Raw genomic sequence first — 17,729 nt, forward strand, 5'->3', positions numbered from 1 at the left:
CGCACTATTTTGCTATATCGGCCGTGGGTGGGCGGTCGCCGAGGCGTTCGGCGTCGTTGCGCGGGATCACCAGGGCCGCGACCAGGCTGATGGCCGACACCACGGCCAGGTAGGCCGTGATCGACAGGGACGTGCCGGTCGAGGCGAACAGCGACGCGGCCACCAGCGGCGTGATCCCGCCGCCCAGCAGGGACGCGAGCTGGTAGGCCACCGACGTGCCCGAGTACCGGATCGCCACCGGGAAGAAGCTCGCGGTCAGCGTCCCCTGAGGGGCGTGCGTCATGGCCAGCACGGCCCCCATCGCCAGCATGAACACCGCGACGAGCACGGTGTTGCCGGTGTTGACGACCGGCAGGATGGCCAGCGCGCCGGCGAGGAGCACCACCGAGCCCCAGGTGAAGACGGCCCTGAGCCCGAGCCGGTCGCCGAGGTGCGCCCAGATCGGCGCGGTGACCAGCCAGACGGCGGCGCCGCCGATCACGCAGGTCAGCAGGAACGTCCGCGACAGGCCCGCCGCGGACTCGCCGTAGCCGAGGATGTAGACCATGAAAACGTAGGCCAGGGCGCTGTTGCCGATGATCACGCCGATGGTGTGCACCACCTCGCGCCAGTGGTCGCGCAGCACCACCGCGATCGGCAGCTTCACCGGCTTGCGGCGCTCCACGAGGTCGGCGTAGTCGGGGCTCTCCTCGATGCGCAGCCGCAGGTACAGGCCCACCGCCACGAGCACGATGCTGAGCAGGAACGGCACCCGCCAGCCCCACGCCATGAAGCTCTCCTCGCCCAGCAGGGACGAGGTGCCGAGGAAGACGGCGTTGGCGCAGAGCATGCCCGCCGGGGTGCCCATCATCGGGAACGCCCCGAACAGGCCGCGGCGGCCCTTCGGCGCGTGCTCCATCGTCAGGACCACCGCGCCGCCCAGCTCGCCGCCGAGCCCGATGCCCTGGGCGATGCGCATCACCACGAGCAGGACGGCGGCCCACACGCCGATGCTGGAGTACGTCGGCAGCACGCCGATCAGCGTGGTGCCGATCCCCATGATGAGCAGCGACACCACGAGCGTGTTGCGCCGCCCGATCCGGTCGCCGAAGTGGCCGAACACGATGCCGCCGAGCGGCCGGGCGAGGAACCCGACGGTCATGGTGCCGAAGGAGGCGATGGAGCCGGCGACCGGGTCCATGGCCGGGAAGAACTGCTTGTTGAAAACGAGGGCGGCGGCCGTGCCGTAGAGGAAGAAGTCGTACCACTCGATGGCGGTGCCGATGAAGGCGGCCCGCGAGACGCGGCGGGCGGCCTGGCGGTGGTCTGTGTCCATCACACCTGTGCCTTCCGATGGGGGTAGGGACGAGGATGCACGCAGGTGGTATGCCAGGACGAATACCGATATGCGCCCTAGATATAGCAGGACGGATATATAACGAAACGAAGATAGCTCGCCCTGATTTAGGTATTGGACTGTTATGGCAGGCGCTCAGCAGAATGGCCGCCATGAAGCCCGCGCACTACGTCAACGGCGTCTTCACGACGGCGGGGACGCCCTTCCCGCTCCGCTCTCCCGTCGACGGACGCCAGCTCGCCGCCGTACCCGAGGCTCCGCGCGAGACCGTGGACGAGGCGGTGCGCGCCGCCCGCGCCGCGATGGACGGCGCCTGGGGCCGGACGAGCACCGAGGAGCGGTGCGCGTTCCTGCGCCGGATCGCCGACGGCATCGAGGCCAGGTTCGAGGAGTTCGTCGCCGCCGAGGTGGCCGACACCGGCAAGCCGCGCAAGCTGGCCAGGACGGTGGACATCCCGCGCGCCGTCGCCAACTTCCGCGCCTACGCCGATCTCGCCTACGGCCGCCCGGAACGCGCGTACCGGACGACCGTCCCCGGCTGGAGCGGCAGCGGCCAGGCGCTCAACTACACCGCGCGCCGCCCCCTCGGCGTGGTCGCCGTCATCTCGCCGTGGAACCTGCCGCTGCTCCTGCTCACCTGGAAGGTCGCGCCCGCGCTCGCCGCCGGCAACGCGGTCGTCGCCAAGCCGTCGGAGGAGACCCCCTCGACCGCGACCCTGCTGGCCGAGGTGATCGACGCGGCCGGGCTGCCGGCGGGCGCGTTCAACCTCGTGCACGGCCACGGCGCCGGAGCGGCGGGGGAGCACCTGACCGCGCACCCGGGCGTGGACGCGATCGCCTTCACCGGCGCGTCCGCCACCGGCAGCGCCATCATGCGCAACGCCGCCGCGCACGTCACCCCGGTCTCGTTCGAGCTGGGCGGCAAGAACGCCGCCCTCGTCTTCGCCGACGCCGACCTGGAGGAGGCCGTCGAGGGCACGCTGCGCTCCAGCTTCACCCACTCGGGCCAGATCTGCCTGTGCACCGAGCGCGTCTACGTCCAGCGGCCCCTCTTCGACACGTTCGCCGGTGCGCTCGCCCAACGGGCCGCCGAACTGCGCGACTACGGGCCGATGATCTCGGCCGAGCACCGCGACAAGGTGCTGTCGTACTACCGGCTGGCGGTCGAGGAGGGCGCGACGGTGCTGGCCGGGGGCGGCGTCCCGGAGTTCGGCGACGCCCGCGACGGCGGCTACCACGTCGAGCCGACCGTCATCACCGGGCTGCCGCAGAGCGCGCGGACCGTGCGCGAGGAGGTCTTCGGGCCGATCTGCCACGTGGCGCCGTTCGACGAGGAGGACGAGGCCGTCCGCCTGGCCAACGACAGCCCGTACGGGCTGGCCGCCACGCTCTGGACCACCGACCTGTCGCGCGCCCACCGCGTCGCGCCCCGCATCGAGGCCGGGATCGTCTGGGTGAACTGCTGGAACCTGCGCGACCTGCGCACCCCCTTCGGCGGCGTCAAGGCCTCCGGCATCGGCCGCGAGGGCGGCGAGTACTCGCTCGACTTCTTCTCCGAGCCCGTGAACGTGTGCGTCAAGATTTGAGGACCCCAGTGACTTCCGTTTCAGACGACCATCGCGCCGCCGCCGCGCGGCTGCTCGCCGCGCACGCGTCCGGCCGGCCGTGCGAGCCGGTCCGCGACCTGGTCGACGGCCTGGAGGCGGCCTACGCCGTGCAGAGCCTGCTCACCGAGCGGTGGCTCGGCGAGGGCCGCCGGCTCACCGGCCGCAAGATCGGCCTGACCAGCAAGGCCGTGCAGGAGCAGCTCGGCGTCCGCTCGCCCGACTTCGGCGCGCTGTTCGCCGACATGGCCGTGCCCGACGGCGCGGAGATCCCCGCCGGGGCCGTGCTCCAGCCGCGCGCCGAGGCCGAGGTCGCCCTCGTGCTGGAGCGCGACCTGCCGCACGAGCGGCACACCGTCGCCGACGTGATCGCCGCGACCGCGTTCGCGCTGCCCGCCATCGAGGTGGTCGGCAGCCGCATCCGCGACTGGGACATCACGCTGGCCGACACCGTCGCCGACAACGCCTCGTCCGGCCTGTACGTGCTCGGCACCCGCCCGGTCCTGCTGCGTGAGGTGGACCTGCGGATGGCCGGGATGGTCATCGAGCGGCGCGGCGAGCAGGTCTCGACCGGCGTCGGGGCGGCCTGCCTCGGCCACCCGCTGCACGCCGCCGTCTGGCTGGCCGACACGCTGGCCGCCCTCGGCCAGCCGCTCCGGGCCGGCGACACGGTGCTGACCGGGGCGCTCGGCCCCGTCGTCCCGGTACGGCCGGGCGACGTGCTGGAGGCCCGCATCGACGGGCTCGGAGACGTACGCGCGGCCTTCGCCGCCGCGGAAGGGGGAACCACGTGAACGCGCTGGCCGAACTCCTCGACGAGGCCGCCCTGGCGGGCCGCGCCATCCCGCGCCTGACCGACACGGCCGACCTCGACGTGCCCGCCGCCTACCAGGTGCAGCGCGCCACCATCGAGCGGCGGCTGGCCCGCGGCGAGCGGATCATCGGCGTCAAGATGGGCTTCACCAGCCGCGCCAAGATGCTCCAGATGGGCGTGGACGACGTCATCTGGGGCCTGCTCACCGACGCCATGCTCGTCCAGAACGACCTCGACACCGCCGGCCTCATCCACCCGCGGATCGAGCCGGAGATCGCGTTCCTGCTGGAGCGGCCCGTACGCACCCCGGCAGACGCCGCGGCGGCCGTCGGCGGCGTCGCCGTCGGCTACGAGGTGCTCGACTCCCGCTACCAGGGCTTCAGCTTCACCCTGCCCGACGTCATCGCCGACAACGCCTCGGCCAGCGGCTTCGGCCACGGCCCCTGGCGCCGCCCGCGCGACGTCGCCAACCTCGGCCTGGTCATGGAGATCGACGGCCGCCCGGTGGCGAGCGGCTCGTCGGCCGCCATCCTCGGCGACCCGCTCCGCTCCCTGACCGCCGCCGCCCGGCTGGCCTCCGCCGCCGGCATCGAGCTCCAGCCCGGCTGGGTCGTGCTCGCGGGCGCGGCCACCGCCGCCGTCCCGCTGCCCGCCGGCGCGCACGTACGCATCGCCGCCGCCGGGCTCGGCCACGTGGAGGTGACCACCCGATGACCGACGACGCTCTGCTGGTCGAGGGCAAGGCCCGCCCTCGTGGCCGCTTCCCGCACGTCAGGCGGGCCGGCGAGTTCGTGTTCGTCTCCGGCACCAGCTCACGCCGCCCCGACGGCACCTTCGCCGGGGCCCGCGCCGACGAGCTGGGCACCACCAGCCTCGACATCCGCGAGCAGACCCGGGCCGTCATCGAGAACCTCGCCGACCTGCTCGCCGCTGCCGGAGGCAGTCTGGCCGACGTGGTCAGCGTGACCACGTACCTGGTCAACATGAACGACTTCGGCGGCTACAACGAGGTCTACGGCGAGTTCTTCGACGAGAGCGGCCCCGCCCGCACCACGGTCGCCGTCCACCAGCTTCCCCACCCGCATCTGCTCATCGAGATCTCCTGCATCGCCCACCTACCGCAAAGGAGCCGGCCATGATGCCCCCCTTCAACCTCCAGAAGTGGATCGACGAGCACCAGGACTTGCTCAAGCCGCCGGTCGGCAACGCGCAGATCTGGAAGGACGCCGATCTCATGGTCACCGTCGTGGGCGGGCCCAACCAGCGGACCGACTTTCACGACGACCCCATCGAGGAGTTCTTCTACCAGCTCAAGGGCGGCATGGTGCTGAGGGTGATGGAGGAGGAGGAGGGCAAGCCGCCCGTGGACCTCCAGATCAGGGAGGGCGACGTCTTCCTGCTGCCGCCGCACGTCCGGCACTCGCCGCAGCGGCCGGTGCCCGGCTCGATCGGCCTGGTCGTCGAGTTCGCCCGGCCGCAGGGCGACCTGGACGCCTTCGAGTGGTACTGCGTGAACTGCCACCGGCTCGTCCACCGGGCCGAGGTGCAGCTCGAGTCGATCGTGGACGACCTGCCGCCGGTCTTCCGCGCCTTCCACGAGGGCGAGCGCACCTGCCCGCACTGCGGCGCCGAGCACCCCGGCAAGGACTGGCCTGACCACCTGCGGCCGGTGGTCCGGTGACGGTGATCGACGTCCACGCGCACGTCTTCCCGCGGATCTCCCGCGAGGAGGCCAGGATGCTCGCCGGAGCGGGAGAGCCCTGGCTGCGCGACGGCATGATGATGAGCGGCGAGGACGACTACCGCCCTGTCACGCCGGAGCTGTGGGACGCCGGGGCCCGCGTGGCCGCCATGGACAGGCTCGGCGTGGACGTGCAGGCGGTCTCCTCGACGCCGCTGCTGTTCGGCTACGCCGCCGGCGCGGCCCGCGCGGCCGAGTGGTGCGCCATGGTCAACGACCGGGTCCTGGCCTACTGCGCGCAGGCCCCCGACCGGCTGCTGCCGCTGTGCCAGGTGCCGCTGCAGGACGCGGGCCTGGCCGCCAGGACCGTCAGCGAGGCCAAGGCGGCCGGGCACCGCGGCGTGCACATCGGCAACCACGTCGGCCCGCGCAACCTGGACGACCCGGACATCGTGGCGTTCCTCGCGCACTGCGCCGACGAGGACATGCCGGTGCTCGTGCACCCCTGGGACATGCTGGGCGCCGAGCGCATGTCCGGCCACATGCTGCCGTGGCTGGTCGGCATGGCCGCCGAGACGCAGCTGGGCATCCTGTCGCTGATGCTCTCCGGCGCGTTCGAGCGGCTCCCGTCGTCGTTGCGGCTGTGCTTCTGCCACGGCGGGGGCAGCTTCGCCTACCTGCTCGGCCGGGCCGACAACGCCTGGCACAACCGCGACATCGTACGGGCGCACTCGCCCCGGCCGCCGTCGGCGTACACCGACCGGTTCTACGTCGACTCGGCCGTGTTCGACCCGCGCGCCCTGCGGCTGCTGGTCGAGGTGATGGGCGCCGAGCGGGTCATGCTGGGCACCGACTTCCCGTTCCCGCTCGGCGAGCAGGAGCCGGGCTCGGTCGTACGGGCCTGCCCCGAGCTGGACGACGCCGCCCGCGCGGCCATCCTCGGCGGCAACGCCGCGGCCTTCTTCGGGCCGGCGCGATGACGCTCGCCCGCACACCCCTGGGAACGCTGCGCGGCCTCGCCGCCGGCGGGGCGCTGGCGTTCAAGGGTGTGCGGTACGCCGCGCCCGCCCGGCGCCTGAGCCCGCCCGAGCCCGCCCGGCCGTGGGACGGCGTCAGGGACGCCGTCGCGCCCGGCCCGCCCGCGCCGCAGCGGCCGGGCCGCATGGCCTGGGTGCCCGGCCTGGAGCTCGACCCCGCCACGTCCGGCGAGGACTGCCTGTACCTCAACGTCTGGACACCCTCCTGCGAGGGCAGCAGGCCGGTGCTGGTGTTCCTGCACGGCGGCGCGTTCGTGTTCGGCTCCGGCGCCCAGGCGATGTACGACGGCACCGCCCTGGCCCGCGACCACGGCCTCGTCGTGGTGACCGTCAACTACCGGCTCGGCCTGCCCGGCCTCTGGTACGGCGACGGCGTGCCCGCCAACCTGGCGCTGCGCGACCAGATCGCCGCCCTGAACTGGGTACGCGGCAACGTGGCGGCGTTCGGCGGCGACCCCGCCCGGGTCACCCTGGCCGGCCACTCCGCGGGCGGCACCTGCGTGCTGGCCCTCATGACCTGCGCCCCCGGCCTGTTCGCCAGGGCCGCGGCCATGAGCCCCGTACCGTACGGCTTCCTCACCCCCGGCCAGGCCCGCGCCTGGACGGGGACGGCCGTCGCGGCGCTCGGCGGCAGGGACCCGTTCGAGGTGCCGCTCGCGGACCTGCTGGCCGCCGAGGCCGGGGTCGTGAGCGCCCGCGCCGCGGCCGGCGGCCTGCTGCCCGTGGCGCCCGTCGTGGACGGCGACCTGCTGGCCGTCCACCCCGTGGACGCCATCCGCGCGGGCGCCGCCGCGCCGGTGCCGCTCCTGGTGACGACGACCGCAGAGGAGACCCGGCTGTTCACCGCCATCGGGCAGGACGGCCTGGACACCCAGGCGATCTTCGGCGGCCCCGCCGACGAGATCGTCACGGCCCACCGCGCCCCCGCCCGGCATCTGGTCTGCCGGCACCGCTCGCCGATGAGCCACGGCGGGATCGCGCTGGGCGCGTGCCACCTCGTGGACGTGCCTCTCTACTTCGGCACCCACGGCACCCCCTTTACAGGCGCCGGCCCCGAGGTGGCGGAGACGGCGCGGTCCATGAGCAACGAGCTCGCCCGGTTCTGCCGCGGCGGGGAGGCGGAGGAATGAGCAGAGCCAAGGTCGCGATCATCGGGTCGGGCAACATCGGCACCGACCTGATGATCAAGGCGATCAGGACGTCGAAGACGCTGGAGGTCGCCGCGATGGCGGGCATCGACCCGGCCTCCGACGGCCTGGCCAGGGCCCGCCGGCTCGGCGTGGGGACGACCAGCGACGGCGTCGAGGGCCTGATCGCGCTGCCCTGCTTCGAGGAGGTCGCGGTGGTGCTCGACGCCACCTCGGCCGGCGCCCACCGGCACAACGACGCCGCGCTGCGCCCGTACGGCAAGCAGGTCGTCGACCTGACCCCCGCCGCCATCGGCCCGTACGTCGTGCCCGCCGTCAACCTCGACGACCACCTGGCCATGCCGAACGTCAACATGGTGACGTGCGGCGGGCAGGCCACCGTGCCGATCGTGGCCGCCGTCTCCCGGGTCGCGCCCGTCCACTACGCCGAGATCGTCGCCTCGATCGCCTCGAAGTCGGCGGGCCCCGGCACCCGCGCCAACATCGACGAGTTCACCGAGACCACTGCCCGCGCCCTGGAGGAGGTCGGCGGCGCGCGCCGCGGCAAGGCCATCATCGTGCTCAACCCGGCCGAGCCGCCCGTGTTCATGCGGGACACCGTGTACTGCCTGGCGGGGGAGTGCGACGAGGCGGCCGTCGCCGCGTCGGTGAAGGAGATGGTCGAGCAGGTCGCCGCGTACGTGCCGGGATACCGGCTCAAGCAGGAGGTGCAGTTCCGGCCGGTCCGGGCGGGGGACCCGCTGGCGGACCTGGGGCAGCCGGGCGTGCTCGTCTCGGTGTTCCTCGAGGTCGAGAGCGCCGCCCACTACCTTCCGGCCTATGCCGGCAATCTCGACATCATGACGTCGGCGGCGCTGCGTGTCGCGGAGAGGATGGCCGTCCGATGAGGCTCTACGTGCAGGACGTGACGTTGCGCGACGGCATGCACGCCATCAGGCACCGCTACACGGCCGCCCAGGTGGCCGAGATCGCCGCCGCGCTCGACCGGGCAGGCGTCGCCGCCGTCGAGGTCGCGCACGGCGACGGCCTCGCGGGCGGCAGCGTCAACTACGGCCCCGGGGCCTGCACCGACGACGAATGGATCGAGGCCGCGGCGTCCGCCATGTCGTCGGCGGTGCTCACCACGCTGCTGCTGCCCGGCATCGGCACCGTCGCCGACCTGCGCCGCGCCCACGCGCTCGGCGTGCGCTCGGTGCGCGTGGCGACCCACTGCACCGAGGCCGACATCGCCGCGCAGCACATCGGCGTGGCCAGGGAACTGGGCATGGACGTGGCCGGCTTCCTGATGATGTCGCACATGGCGCCCCCCGCGGAGCTGGCCCGGCAGGCCAAGCTCATGGAGTCGTACGGCGCCCACTGCGTGTACGTCACCGACTCCGGCGGCGGCCTCACCATGGACGGCATGCGCGAGCGCGTCCGCGCGTACCGCGACGCGCTCGACCCCGACACGGAGATCGGCGTGCACGCCCACCACAACCTCGGGCTCGGCGTGGCCAACTCGGTGGTCGCCGTCGAGAACGGCGTCACCCGCGTGGACGCCTCGCTGGCCGGCATGGGCGCCGGGGCGGGCAACTGCCCGCTGGAGGCGTTCGTCGCGGTCGCCGACCTGATGGGATGGGAGCACGGCTGTGACCTGTTCGCGCTGATGGACGCGGCCGACGACCTGATCAGGCCGCTGCAGGGCCGGCCCGTGCAGGTGGACAGGGAGACGCTCACGCTCGGGTACGCCGGGGTGTACTCCAGCTTCCTGCGGCACGCCGAGGACGCCGCGGCCCGCTACGGCCTCGACACGCGGACCCTGCTCGTCGAGGCGGGGCGGCGGGGCATGGTGGGCGGCCAGGAGGACATGCTCGTCGACATCGCCCTCGACCTGTCCTCACGCGACGGCTGAGCGGGGCGCCGGAGGCCTCGCCCGACGGGCGCTCCGGTCGTCGAGTCCCACACGCCCTCGCCGCCACGCAGCCCAACGTCTCCGCTGCCCCGCAGTGCCCTGCCTTGGGAACTCGCCGGTCCCTCGCTCCCCTGACCTGGTCCCCACCAAGTTCGAGATCCATGAGGCGGTCGATACAGCGCGATCTGCGCGACAGAGCCCGCACATCGCCGGGGAAGGGAGCCGACGGCGGTCCGGTGCGGCCGTGACACAACCATGACACGGCGCTGACGAGCCGGGGACACGGCCGGCCGACAGTGGATGGGTCCACCGGCGCCCGTTCCCAGCGATGGGGCGGGCCGTCTCCGTGCCACCGAGGAAGGCTGATCGATCGTGACTGGACGCTTGCGCGTGGCTGTGCTGGCGGGAGGGCCGTCCGCCGAGCACGAGGTGTCGCTGCAGTCGGCGCAGGCTGTGCTGGATGCCCTGCCGAGGGATCTGTACGAGCCGGTCCCCGTGATCATCGACCGGCAGGGCAGGTGGCCGGTGGAGCTGCGCCGCGATCTGGTGGACGTGGTCTTCCCCGTGCTGCACGGGCCGTTCGGCGAGGACGGCGTCCTCCAGGGGCACCTGGAGGCGCTGGGCCTGCCGTACGTGGGCTGCGGCGTGCTGGCCTCGGCCGTGGCGATGGACAAGGTCGCGATGCGGCGGGCGTTCCTGGCGGAGGACATCCCGGTCACCGCGCATGTGTGGTTCACCGAGCACGAATGGCGCAACACCACCGACCACTGGGCTCCGGTGAAGTCGCTCGACTGGCCGATGTACGTCAAACCGGCCAACATGGGCTCCTCCATCGGCATCTCACGTGTCACCTCCATCGAGGAGCTGCGCGCCGGGGTGGACCTGGCGCTGGCCTACGACCGGGTGGTCATCGTCGAGCAGGGCGTGTCCGCGCGCGAGGTCATCTGCGGCGTGCTCGGCGGCCATGACACGCCGGACGCTTCGGTCCCGGGCGAGCTCATCGTGTCCGGCGAGTGGCTCGACTACGAGGCCAAGTACCTCAGCCACGCCGAGATCGCCACCATCCCCGCCGTGCTGCCGGAACGGGTGGCCGACGACGTGCGGGAGCTGGCCCTGCGCGCCTTCCGGGCGATCGGCGGCTACGGCCTGGCCCGTGTCGACTTCTTCTACGAGGAGGGCACGGGACGCCTGTACGTGGGGGAGATCAACACCATGCCCGGCTTCACCTCGCGTTCCGTCTACGCGCGGGCCTGGGCGGCGAGCGGTGTCCCGTACCCCGACCTGCTGCGCCGCCTCATCGACCTGGCGCTCGCCAGGAGCGGCTCATGATCCCCATGACGCTGGCCGAGATCGCCCAGGTGCTCGGCGCCGGCCTGCACGACGTGCCGGACCCGCGGGCGCTGGTGACGGCGCCCGCGGCGGTCGACTCCCGCGAGGTGCCGCCCGGCGGCCTGTTCGCCGCGACGGCCGGCGCCAACGTCGACGGTCACGACTACGCGGCGGGTGCGGTCGCGGGCGGCGCCGTCGCCGTGCTGGCCTCGCGGCCCGTCGGCGTGCCCGCCCTCGTGGTGGAGGACGTCCAGACCGCGCTCGGCCTGCTGGCCAGGCACCTGCTCGGACGCATCCGCCCGACCGTGATCGGCCTGACCGGCTCCGTGGGCAAGACCACGACCAAGGATCTGCTGGCCCAGGTGCTCGAACGGCACGGGCCGACGGTCGCCACCGACAAATCGTTCAACAATGAGCTCGGGCTGCCGCTCACCGTGCTGCGTGCCGACGCCGCCACCCGATACCTGGTGCTGGAGATGGGCGCGAGCAGGAAGGGCGACCTGACGTACCTGACCGGCCTCGCACCGCCCCGCGTCGGGCTGGTGCTCAACGTCGGCAGTGCACACGTGGAGCGGATGGGAGGCGGGCTGGCCGACGTCGCCGAGGCCAAGGGCGAGCTGGTCGAGGCGCTTCCGGCGGACGGGTTCGCGCTGCTCAATGCCGACGATCCGTACGTCATGGGCATGGCCGGCCGCACCAAGGCCCCGATCCTGCTGTACGGCAGGTCGCCGGAGGTGCCGGTGAGAGCCGAGGACGTGCGGATGGACGAGCGGGCACGAGCCGGGTTCGAGCTGGTGACGCCCTCCGGCCGCGCCCCGGTCGAGCTGGACCTCATCGGCGAGCACCAGGTGAGCAACGCCCTGGCCGCGGCCGCCGTCGCCACCGCACTCGGCCTGGGCGTCGCCGAGATCGTCGGAGGGCTGAACGCCGCGCGGCGGCGCTCCGCGGGCCGCCTGGAGATCGTCGAACGCGGTGACGGCATCACCATCGTCAACGACGCCTACAACGCCAACCCGGAATCCATGCGGGCCGGGCTGCGAGCGGCGAAGGCCCTGGCCGGCGACCGTCGCACCGTCGCCGTGCTCGGCGCGATGGGGCAGCAGGCGCACGCCTCGCGCGCCCGGCACGCGGAGGTGGGCCGGCTCGTCGCCGACCTCCGCTTCGACGTGCTGATCGCGGTCGGTGCCGGGGATCCGCTCGCGATGGCGGAGGCGGCGGCATCCTCGGGGCAGGGCGTGGCCGTCCACACCGCCGGGGACGTGGCCGGAGCCGTCAGGCTGGCCACCGAGCTTGTCGAACCGGGAGACGTGGTGTTCGTCAAGGCCTCCAGCGAGATCGGGCTCGGCGCCTGCGCCCGCGCGCTGGCCGGCGGTTGACGGCCGGCGCCTCGCCGCAGGGCCGGTCGAATCGGCATGGCCGCGCCGGGTGACGGCACCGTCACCGGCGTGGCCGGCACCCAACCATCGAAACGGAGTTCCATGCGCGCTATCGGCCTGATCGGCGGGTTGAGCTGGGAATCGACGGTGATCTACTACCAGATCATCAACCAGCGGGTACGCGAACGGCTCGGCGGCAGCCATTCCGCCAACAGTCTCATCTGGTCGGTCGACTACACGACCGTCGAGGACCTCATCTTCGCCGGCCGCTGGGACGAGGTGAGCACGTTGCTGACCGGCGCGGGCAGGAAGCTGGAGGACCTCGGCGCCGAGGTCCTGCTCATCTGCAGCAACACCTTCAGCCGGGTGAGCGACGACGTGGCGCGGGCCACGAGCGTGCCCGTGCTGCACATCGCCGACGCCGTGGGCGCGGAGGTCCGCTCCAGGGGGATGCGCAAGGTCGGCCTGCTGGGCACCCGGTTCACCATGGAGCAGCCCTTCTACCGGGACCGGCTGGCCGCACACGGCCTCGACGTGGTCGTCCCGCGACGTGAGCAGCGGGAACTGGTCCACCGCGTGATCTTCGACGAGCTGGTGCGCGGGGTGCTCAGGGAACCGTCCAGGGACGCCTACGCCCGGATCGTCGCCGGCCTCGCGGACGAGGGCGCCGAAGGTGTCATCCTCGGCTGCACGGAGATCGAGCTGCTGATCAGCGAGAAGGACACCGCCATCCCGGTGCTGCCGAGCGCCCGGCTGCACGCGGAGGCGGCGGCCGGCTTCGCGCTGGCCGACTGACACCCTCGCCAGCAGGCATTGGTGAGCGGGCTAGCCATCCCGCTCCGGATCGCCGGCCTCTGCCGCCGCCGGCCGCCCCGGCTGCTGCCCTTCGAGGGCCCGCTCAAGGGCCAGGCCGGTGAGTTGCAGCGGGCGGACCAGCGGCCAGGCGTGCTCGTCGTTGGGCACCACCAGGCCGAGGGCGGCCACCACGTGCCCGGCCATCCGGACGGGCACGGAGATGCCCGTGGCGTCCGGGTGAATATGGCCGGGACAGAAGGCGAACCCGTTGCGCCGCACCTCGGCGAGCGCCGCGCGCAGCGTCCTGCCGTCGGTGATCGTGTGCGGCGTGTACGCCTGCAACGGCCGGCGCAGCACCCGTTCCCGCAGCTCGGCGGGAGCGTGCGCGAGCAGGACCAGGCCGCCGGAGGAGGCGTGCAGCGGCAGCCGGCCGCCGATCTGGGTGACGGTGACCACCGCGCCTGGCGCGATCAGGCGTTCGACGAACAGCACCTCCTCGCCGTCGAGGATGCCGAGCTGCACCGAGTGCCCGACCACGTGGTGCAGGTCGCCCATGAACTGCATCGCGGTCTCGCGCAGCCTGCGCACCGGCGAGGCACGCTGGGCCAGCTCCCACAGCCGGTTGCCGATCCGTACCCGGCGCTGCTCGTCGCGGGCCAGCAGCCCGTGCCGGGTCAGCTCGTCCACCAGCCGGACGGTGGTGGCCAGCGGCAGCGCGGCCCGGCGGCTGATCTGGCTGACGGTCAGCACCGGCTCTGACGGGTTGAACGCCTCGAGGATGCGCACGGCGCGCGTCAGGACGGACTCGCCGCTGGATGACCTGGCCATGAGTCACATCATCGCTGGTCAGGACGCTTCACGGAGGAACTCGTCCATTGAATGGATCCGTCATGGAAAGACGCAGGTAACCAGCTCATCATCAACATCTAACCACCCCCCGAAAGGCCGGTTAGATGTCTGTTCATCCCCCGGAGCTGCGTGCCCGCATCGATGACGCCCCCATGACGCGCCTGCAGTGGTCGGCGATCGCCGTGTGCGTCCTGCTCAACGTCCTGGACGGTTTCGACGTCCTGGTCATGTCCTTCACGGCCGCCGCCGTGTCCGCCGAGTGGTCCCTGTCGGGCTCGCAACTGGGCCTGCTGCTCAGCGCGGGCCTGGTCGGCATGGCCCTCGGCTCGCTGTTCCTGGCGCCGCTGGCCGACCGCATCGGCCGCCGCGCCCTGATCCTGGCCTGCCTGGTGATCGCGGCGGGCGGCATGCTGCTGTCGGCCGCCGCCCGGGACGCCGTGCAGCTCGGGCTGCTGCGCGTGCTGACGGGCGTCGGCATCGGCGGCATCCTGGCCAGCAGCAACGTCATCGCCGCCGAGTACGCCAACGCGCGCTGGCGCGGCCTGGCCGTCAGCCTGAACTCCACCGGGTACGCCATCGGCGCCACGGTGGGCGGCATCGTCGCGGTCGCGCTGCAGAGCTCGTCCGGCTGGCGGTCGGTGTTCGCCTTCGGCGGCGTCGCCACCGCCCTGCTCATCGGCGCGGTGCTGTGGCGGCTGCCCGAATCGCTGGACTTCCTGCTCACCCAGCGCTCGCCGCGCGCGCTCGGCCGGCTCAACACCGCGCTGGCCGCGATGAGGCTGCCCGCGCTGGACTCGATGCCCGAGCCGGAGCCCGTCACGAGCAGGCCGAAGCCGCGCCTGGCGCAGATCCTGTCCCCGCTCCAGCGCCGCAACACGCTGCTGGTCTGGGCCGGGTTCTTCACGGTCATGTTCGCCTTCTACTTCGTCACGAGCTGGACGCCGAAGCTGCTGGTCGAAGCGGGGATGTCGGCCACCCAGGGCGTCACGGGGGGAGTGCTGCTGAACCTCGGCGGCATCTTCGGCACCACGCTGCTGGGCCTGCTGGCCGCCCGCCTCCCGCTGCAGCGCGTGCTGCTCGGCTACACCCTGGCCACCGCGGTGCTGCTGGCCTGCTTCGTCTCGCTCACCTCGCAGTTCGCGCTGGTGCTCGCACTGGGCGCGCTGATCGGGCTGTTCGTCAACGGCTGCGTCGCCGGCCTGTACGCGCTGACCCCGTCCCTCTACCCGGCGCAGGTGCGGGCGACGGGCGTCGGCTGGGGCATCGGCGTCGGCCGCATCGGCGCGATCGTCTCCCCGCTGGCCGCAGGCTGGCTGCTGGACGCCGGGTGGCCGCCAGGCCGGCTGTTCCTGCTGGTCGCGGCCGTCCTCGTGGCCGGCGGGCTGGCCGTGCACGCCTTCCGCCTCACTACCCAGGAGCACGCATGATCTCCAGGCTGGACCTGCGGGTCGCCGCCAAGGCTCCGGTCGCCGACGGCGTGGTCGCCCTGACCCTGGAACATCCGGGCGGGCGGCGGCTGCCCGACTGGACGCCCGGCGCGCACCTCGACCTGATCCTGCCGGGCGGCCTGACCCGCCAGTACTCGCTGTGCGGTGACCGGTGGGACCCGCACACCTACCGCATCGGGGTGCTGCGGGAGCCGGACGGCCGGGGCGGCTCGGCCTACGTCCACGACACGCTGGCCGAAGGTGACACGGTGGCGATCGGCGGGCCGCGCAACAACTTCCCGCTCGCCCCGTCGGAGCGGTACCTGTTCATCGCGGGCGGCATCGGCATCACCCCGCTGCTGCCCATGATCTACCAGGCGGAGCTGCTCGGCGCTGATTGGCGGCTGCTCTACGGCGGCCGGACGCGCGCCTCGATGGCGTTCCTCGACGAGCTGGCCCGCTACGGCTCCCGCGTCGAGCTCGTCCCGCAGGACGAGCGCGGCCTGCTCGACCTGCCCGCCGAGCTCCCGCCCGACACGAAGGTGTACTGCTGCGGCCCGGCGGGCCTGCTGGACGCCATGGAGCGGCGCGCCGCCGGCTGGCCCGCCGGGATGCTCCGCACGGAACGCTTCGTCGCCAAGGACCTCGGCGCGCCGGCCCGTGGCGAGCCGTTCGAGGTGGAGCTGCGCCGCACGGGCAGGACGCTGACCGTGACCCGCGGCCAGTCCGTGCTCCAGGCCATCAACGACGCAGGCGTGAACGTGCTGTCCTCCTGCCGCCAGGGGCTCTGCGGCACCTGCGAGACCACCGTGCTGGCCGGCGAGGTGGACCATCGCGACGCGCTGCTCGACGACGCCGAGCGGGCGGCCGGCGACTGCATGTTCGTCTGCGTCTCCCGCGCCCGCTCCGACCGCCTCGTCCTCGACCTGTAGAAGGAGCACCCCATGTTCGTCCTGGACGCCGACCCCTTCGCGCCCCAGACGCTGGAAGATCCCGAGCCGCTGCACCACGCGTTGCTGGCGGCCGGGCCCGTCGTCCACCTGACCCGCTACGACGTCTACGGCCTGGCCCGGTACGAGCAGGTGCACGCCGCGCTGACCGACTGGCAGTCCTTCCCCTCGGGTGCGGGGGTGGGGCTCAGCGACTTCCGCAAGGAGAAGCCGTGGCGGCCGCCCAGCCTGCTGCTGGAGGCCGACCCGCCCCGCCACGACGCGCCGCGCGCCGTCCTGGTCAAGATCCTCGGCCCGCGGGCGCTGCGCAGGCTCCGCGACCGCTGGTTCGCCGAGGCCGAAGACCTGGTGGACAAGGTGCTGGCAGAGCCGGAGTTCGACGCCGTCCCCGCGCTCGCGCAGGCGTTCCCGCTGCGGGTCTTCCCCGACGCGGTCGGCCTCCCGCCCGACGGGCGGGAGCACCTGCTGCCGTACGGCGATCACGCCTTCAACGCCTTCGGCCCGGTCAACGACCTGGTGGCGAAGGGGCAGCCGCGGGTGGCCGAGCTGTCGGCCTGGGTCAACGCCCAGTGCCGCCGCGAGGCGCTGTCGCCGGGCGGCTTCGGGGCGCAGATCTGGGCGGCGGCCGATCACGGCGACCTCACCCCCGAGCAGGCGCCGCTCGTCGTCCGCTCGCTGCTGACCGCCGGCGTCGACACCACCGTGCACGGCCTGGCCGCCGCCCTGTACGCCTTCGCCACCCACCCCGACCAGTGGCGGCGCCTGCGCGAGCAGCCCGGCCTGGCCCGGGTGGCCTTCGACGAGGCGGTGCGCTGGCAGTCCCCGGTGCAGACCTTCTTCCGCACCGCCGACCGCGACGTCACCATCGGCGGCTCCGTCATCCCCGAAGGCCGCAAGATCCTCATGTTCCTCGGCGCGGCCAACCACGACCCGCGCCGCTGGCACGACCCGGACGCCTTCGACCTGTCCCGCGACCCCTCCGGCCACGTCGGCTTCGGCATGGGCCTGCACCAGTGCGTCGGCCAGCACGTCGCCCGCCTGGAGGCCGAAGCCCTGCTGACCGCGCTCGCCCGCCGGGTCGAGCGCCTCGAACTCGCCGGGACGCCCCGGCGGCATCACAACAACACCCTGCGCGCGTGGGAGTCCCTGCCCGTCCGCGTCCACCTGGAGAAGAGCGCCTGATGACCTACGAAGTCCAAGCCGTGATCGCCCGGGGCAAGGGCGAGCCGGTATCCGTCGAGACCGTTCTCGTCCCGCAGCCCGGCCCCGGCGAGGCGGTGGTGAACGTGCGGGTCTGCGGCGTGTGCCACACCGACCTGCACTATCGGGAGGGCGGGATCAGCGACGACTACCCGTTCCTGCTGGGACACGAGGCGGCGGGCACCGTGGAGGCCGTCGGCGACGGGGTCACCGGCCTGGAGCCCGGCGACTTCGTGATCCTCAACTGGCGCGCGGTGTGCGGCCAGTGCCGCGCCTGCCTGCGCGGCCGCCC

18 protein-coding genes are annotated in these 17,729 nt (G+C 73.0%); 16 read left to right on the plus strand and 2 right to left on the minus strand.

Annotated features, from left to right (window positions below):
* Positions 1 to 4 precede the first annotated feature (4 nt).
* The gene (locus tag AB0I79_RS46435) at positions 5 to 1,315 is read right to left on the minus strand and encodes an MFS transporter (RefSeq protein ID WP_357887749.1); all 1,311 of its coding nucleotides are present in this window, start codon (positions 1,313 to 1,315) and stop codon (positions 5 to 7) included.
* Positions 1,316 to 1,488: 173 nt separating this feature from the next.
* On the opposite strand from AB0I79_RS46435, the gene AB0I79_RS46440 reads away from it, so the two are divergent.
* The 12 genes from AB0I79_RS46440 (at position 1,489) to AB0I79_RS46495 (ending at position 13,011) form a co-directional block, all read left to right on the plus strand.
* The gene (locus AB0I79_RS46440) at positions 1,489 to 2,922 is read left to right on the plus strand and encodes a 2-hydroxymuconic semialdehyde dehydrogenase (RefSeq protein WP_357887751.1); all 1,434 of its coding nucleotides are present in this window, start codon (positions 1,489 to 1,491) and stop codon (positions 2,920 to 2,922) included.
* A gap of 8 nt (positions 2,923 to 2,930) precedes the next feature.
* On the plus strand, positions 2,931 to 3,734 hold the full coding sequence (locus AB0I79_RS46445; RefSeq protein WP_357887754.1) for a fumarylacetoacetate hydrolase family protein: 804 nt from the start codon (positions 2,931 to 2,933) through the stop codon (positions 3,732 to 3,734).
* The gene (locus AB0I79_RS46450; RefSeq protein WP_357887756.1) at positions 3,731 to 4,468 is read left to right on the plus strand and encodes a fumarylacetoacetate hydrolase family protein; all 738 of its coding nucleotides are present in this window, start codon (positions 3,731 to 3,733) and stop codon (positions 4,466 to 4,468) included. Before AB0I79_RS46445 ends, AB0I79_RS46450 begins: the two co-directional genes overlap by 4 nt.
* Complete coding sequence (locus AB0I79_RS46455) at positions 4,465 to 4,893, plus strand: RidA family protein (RefSeq protein WP_357887759.1); 429 nt, start codon at positions 4,465 to 4,467, stop codon at positions 4,891 to 4,893. Before AB0I79_RS46450 ends, AB0I79_RS46455 begins: the two co-directional genes overlap by 4 nt.
* Positions 4,890 to 5,435: a 3-hydroxyanthranilate 3,4-dioxygenase gene (locus AB0I79_RS46460; protein WP_357887761.1), complete on the plus strand. Its 546-nt coding sequence runs from the start codon at positions 4,890 to 4,892 to the stop codon at positions 5,433 to 5,435. Before AB0I79_RS46455 ends, AB0I79_RS46460 begins: the two co-directional genes overlap by 4 nt.
* A complete protein-coding gene (locus tag AB0I79_RS46465) occupies positions 5,432 to 6,415 on the plus strand; it encodes an amidohydrolase family protein (RefSeq protein ID WP_357887764.1) in 984 nt (327 codons plus the stop codon). Before AB0I79_RS46460 ends, AB0I79_RS46465 begins: the two co-directional genes overlap by 4 nt.
* Positions 6,412 to 7,602 carry a carboxylesterase family protein gene (locus tag AB0I79_RS46470; protein WP_357887767.1) on the plus strand — a complete coding sequence of 397 codons (1,191 nt, stop codon included), beginning with the start codon at positions 6,412 to 6,414 and terminating at the stop codon, positions 7,600 to 7,602. The genes AB0I79_RS46465 and AB0I79_RS46470 overlap by 4 nt, the downstream gene beginning before the upstream one ends.
* On the plus strand, positions 7,599 to 8,507 hold the full coding sequence (locus tag AB0I79_RS46475; protein WP_357887770.1) for an acetaldehyde dehydrogenase (acetylating): 909 nt from the start codon (positions 7,599 to 7,601) through the stop codon (positions 8,505 to 8,507). Before AB0I79_RS46470 ends, AB0I79_RS46475 begins: the two co-directional genes overlap by 4 nt.
* Positions 8,504 to 9,511, plus strand: coding sequence for a 4-hydroxy-2-oxovalerate aldolase (gene dmpG, locus AB0I79_RS46480; protein ID WP_357887773.1), 1,008 nt, complete (start codon positions 8,504 to 8,506; stop codon positions 9,509 to 9,511). Before AB0I79_RS46475 ends, dmpG begins: the two co-directional genes overlap by 4 nt.
* Before the next feature lie 372 nt (positions 9,512 to 9,883).
* A complete protein-coding gene (locus AB0I79_RS46485; RefSeq protein WP_357887776.1) occupies positions 9,884 to 10,840 on the plus strand; it encodes a D-alanine--D-alanine ligase family protein in 957 nt (318 codons plus the stop codon).
* Complete coding sequence (gene murF, locus AB0I79_RS46490; protein WP_357887779.1) at positions 10,837 to 12,216, plus strand: UDP-N-acetylmuramoyl-tripeptide--D-alanyl-D-alanine ligase; 1,380 nt, start codon at positions 10,837 to 10,839, stop codon at positions 12,214 to 12,216. Before AB0I79_RS46485 ends, murF begins: the two co-directional genes overlap by 4 nt.
* Positions 12,217 to 12,318: 102 nt before the next feature.
* Positions 12,319 to 13,011: an aspartate/glutamate racemase family protein gene (locus AB0I79_RS46495; RefSeq protein WP_357887782.1), complete on the plus strand. Its 693-nt coding sequence runs from the start codon at positions 12,319 to 12,321 to the stop codon at positions 13,009 to 13,011.
* A gap of 30 nt (positions 13,012 to 13,041) precedes the next feature.
* Here AB0I79_RS46495 and AB0I79_RS46500 read toward each other — a convergent pair whose 3' ends face one another.
* A complete protein-coding gene (locus AB0I79_RS46500; RefSeq protein WP_357887785.1) occupies positions 13,042 to 13,839 on the minus strand; it encodes an IclR family transcriptional regulator in 798 nt (265 codons plus the stop codon).
* Positions 13,840 to 13,964: 125 nt separating this feature from the next.
* On the opposite strand from AB0I79_RS46500, the gene AB0I79_RS46505 reads away from it, so the two are divergent.
* From AB0I79_RS46505 to AB0I79_RS46520, 4 genes are all read left to right on the plus strand, one after another.
* Complete coding sequence (locus tag AB0I79_RS46505) at positions 13,965 to 15,287, plus strand: MFS transporter (RefSeq protein ID WP_357887788.1); 1,323 nt, start codon at positions 13,965 to 13,967, stop codon at positions 15,285 to 15,287.
* Positions 15,284 to 16,219 carry a PDR/VanB family oxidoreductase gene (locus tag AB0I79_RS46510; protein ID WP_357887791.1) on the plus strand — a complete coding sequence of 312 codons (936 nt, stop codon included), beginning with the start codon at positions 15,284 to 15,286 and terminating at the stop codon, positions 16,217 to 16,219. Before AB0I79_RS46505 ends, AB0I79_RS46510 begins: the two co-directional genes overlap by 4 nt.
* A 12-nt stretch (positions 16,220 to 16,231) precedes the next feature.
* Positions 16,232 to 17,419: a cytochrome P450 gene (locus tag AB0I79_RS46515; RefSeq protein ID WP_357887794.1), complete on the plus strand. Its 1,188-nt coding sequence runs from the start codon at positions 16,232 to 16,234 to the stop codon at positions 17,417 to 17,419.
* Positions 17,419 to 17,729: alcohol dehydrogenase catalytic domain-containing protein (locus AB0I79_RS46520; protein WP_357887797.1), on the plus strand; the 311-nt coding region annotated here is incomplete at its 3' end. The genes AB0I79_RS46515 and AB0I79_RS46520, both read left to right, overlap by 1 nt.

The organism is Nonomuraea sp. NPDC050202, from assembly GCF_040656115.1.
GTDB lineage: Bacteria > Actinomycetota > Actinomycetes > Streptosporangiales > Streptosporangiaceae > Nonomuraea.

What these genes read in the sequence shown, in the direction of transcription:
- murF (WP_357887779.1), top strand. Translation starts at nt 10,837, where the DNA reads ATGATCCCCATGACGCTGGCCGAGATCGCCCAGGTGCTCGGCGCCGGC.
- AB0I79_RS46510 (WP_357887791.1), top strand. Translation starts at nt 15,284, where the DNA reads ATGATCTCCAGGCTGGACCTGCGGGTCGCCGCCAAGGCTCCGGTCGCC.
- AB0I79_RS46470 (WP_357887767.1), top strand. Translation starts at nt 6,412, where the DNA reads ATGACGCTCGCCCGCACACCCCTGGGAACGCTGCGCGGCCTCGCCGCC.
- dmpG (WP_357887773.1), top strand. Translation starts at nt 8,504, where the DNA reads ATGAGGCTCTACGTGCAGGACGTGACGTTGCGCGACGGCATGCACGCC.
- AB0I79_RS46460 (WP_357887761.1), top strand. Translation starts at nt 4,890, where the DNA reads ATGATGCCCCCCTTCAACCTCCAGAAGTGGATCGACGAGCACCAGGAC.
- AB0I79_RS46495 (WP_357887782.1), top strand. Translation starts at nt 12,319, where the DNA reads ATGCGCGCTATCGGCCTGATCGGCGGGTTGAGCTGGGAATCGACGGTG.
- AB0I79_RS46500 (WP_357887785.1), bottom strand. Translation starts at nt 13,839, where the DNA reads ATGGCCAGGTCATCCAGCGGCGAGTCCGTCCTGACGCGCGCCGTGCGC.
- AB0I79_RS46435 (WP_357887749.1), bottom strand. Translation starts at nt 1,315, where the DNA reads ATGGACACAGACCACCGCCAGGCCGCCCGCCGCGTCTCGCGGGCCGCC.
- AB0I79_RS46440 (WP_357887751.1), top strand. Translation starts at nt 1,489, where the DNA reads ATGAAGCCCGCGCACTACGTCAACGGCGTCTTCACGACGGCGGGGACG.
- AB0I79_RS46475 (WP_357887770.1), top strand. Translation starts at nt 7,599, where the DNA reads ATGAGCAGAGCCAAGGTCGCGATCATCGGGTCGGGCAACATCGGCACC.
- AB0I79_RS46515 (WP_357887794.1), top strand. Translation starts at nt 16,232, where the DNA reads ATGTTCGTCCTGGACGCCGACCCCTTCGCGCCCCAGACGCTGGAAGAT.
- AB0I79_RS46455 (WP_357887759.1), top strand. Translation starts at nt 4,465, where the DNA reads ATGACCGACGACGCTCTGCTGGTCGAGGGCAAGGCCCGCCCTCGTGGC.
- AB0I79_RS46505 (WP_357887788.1), top strand. Translation starts at nt 13,965, where the DNA reads ATGTCTGTTCATCCCCCGGAGCTGCGTGCCCGCATCGATGACGCCCCC.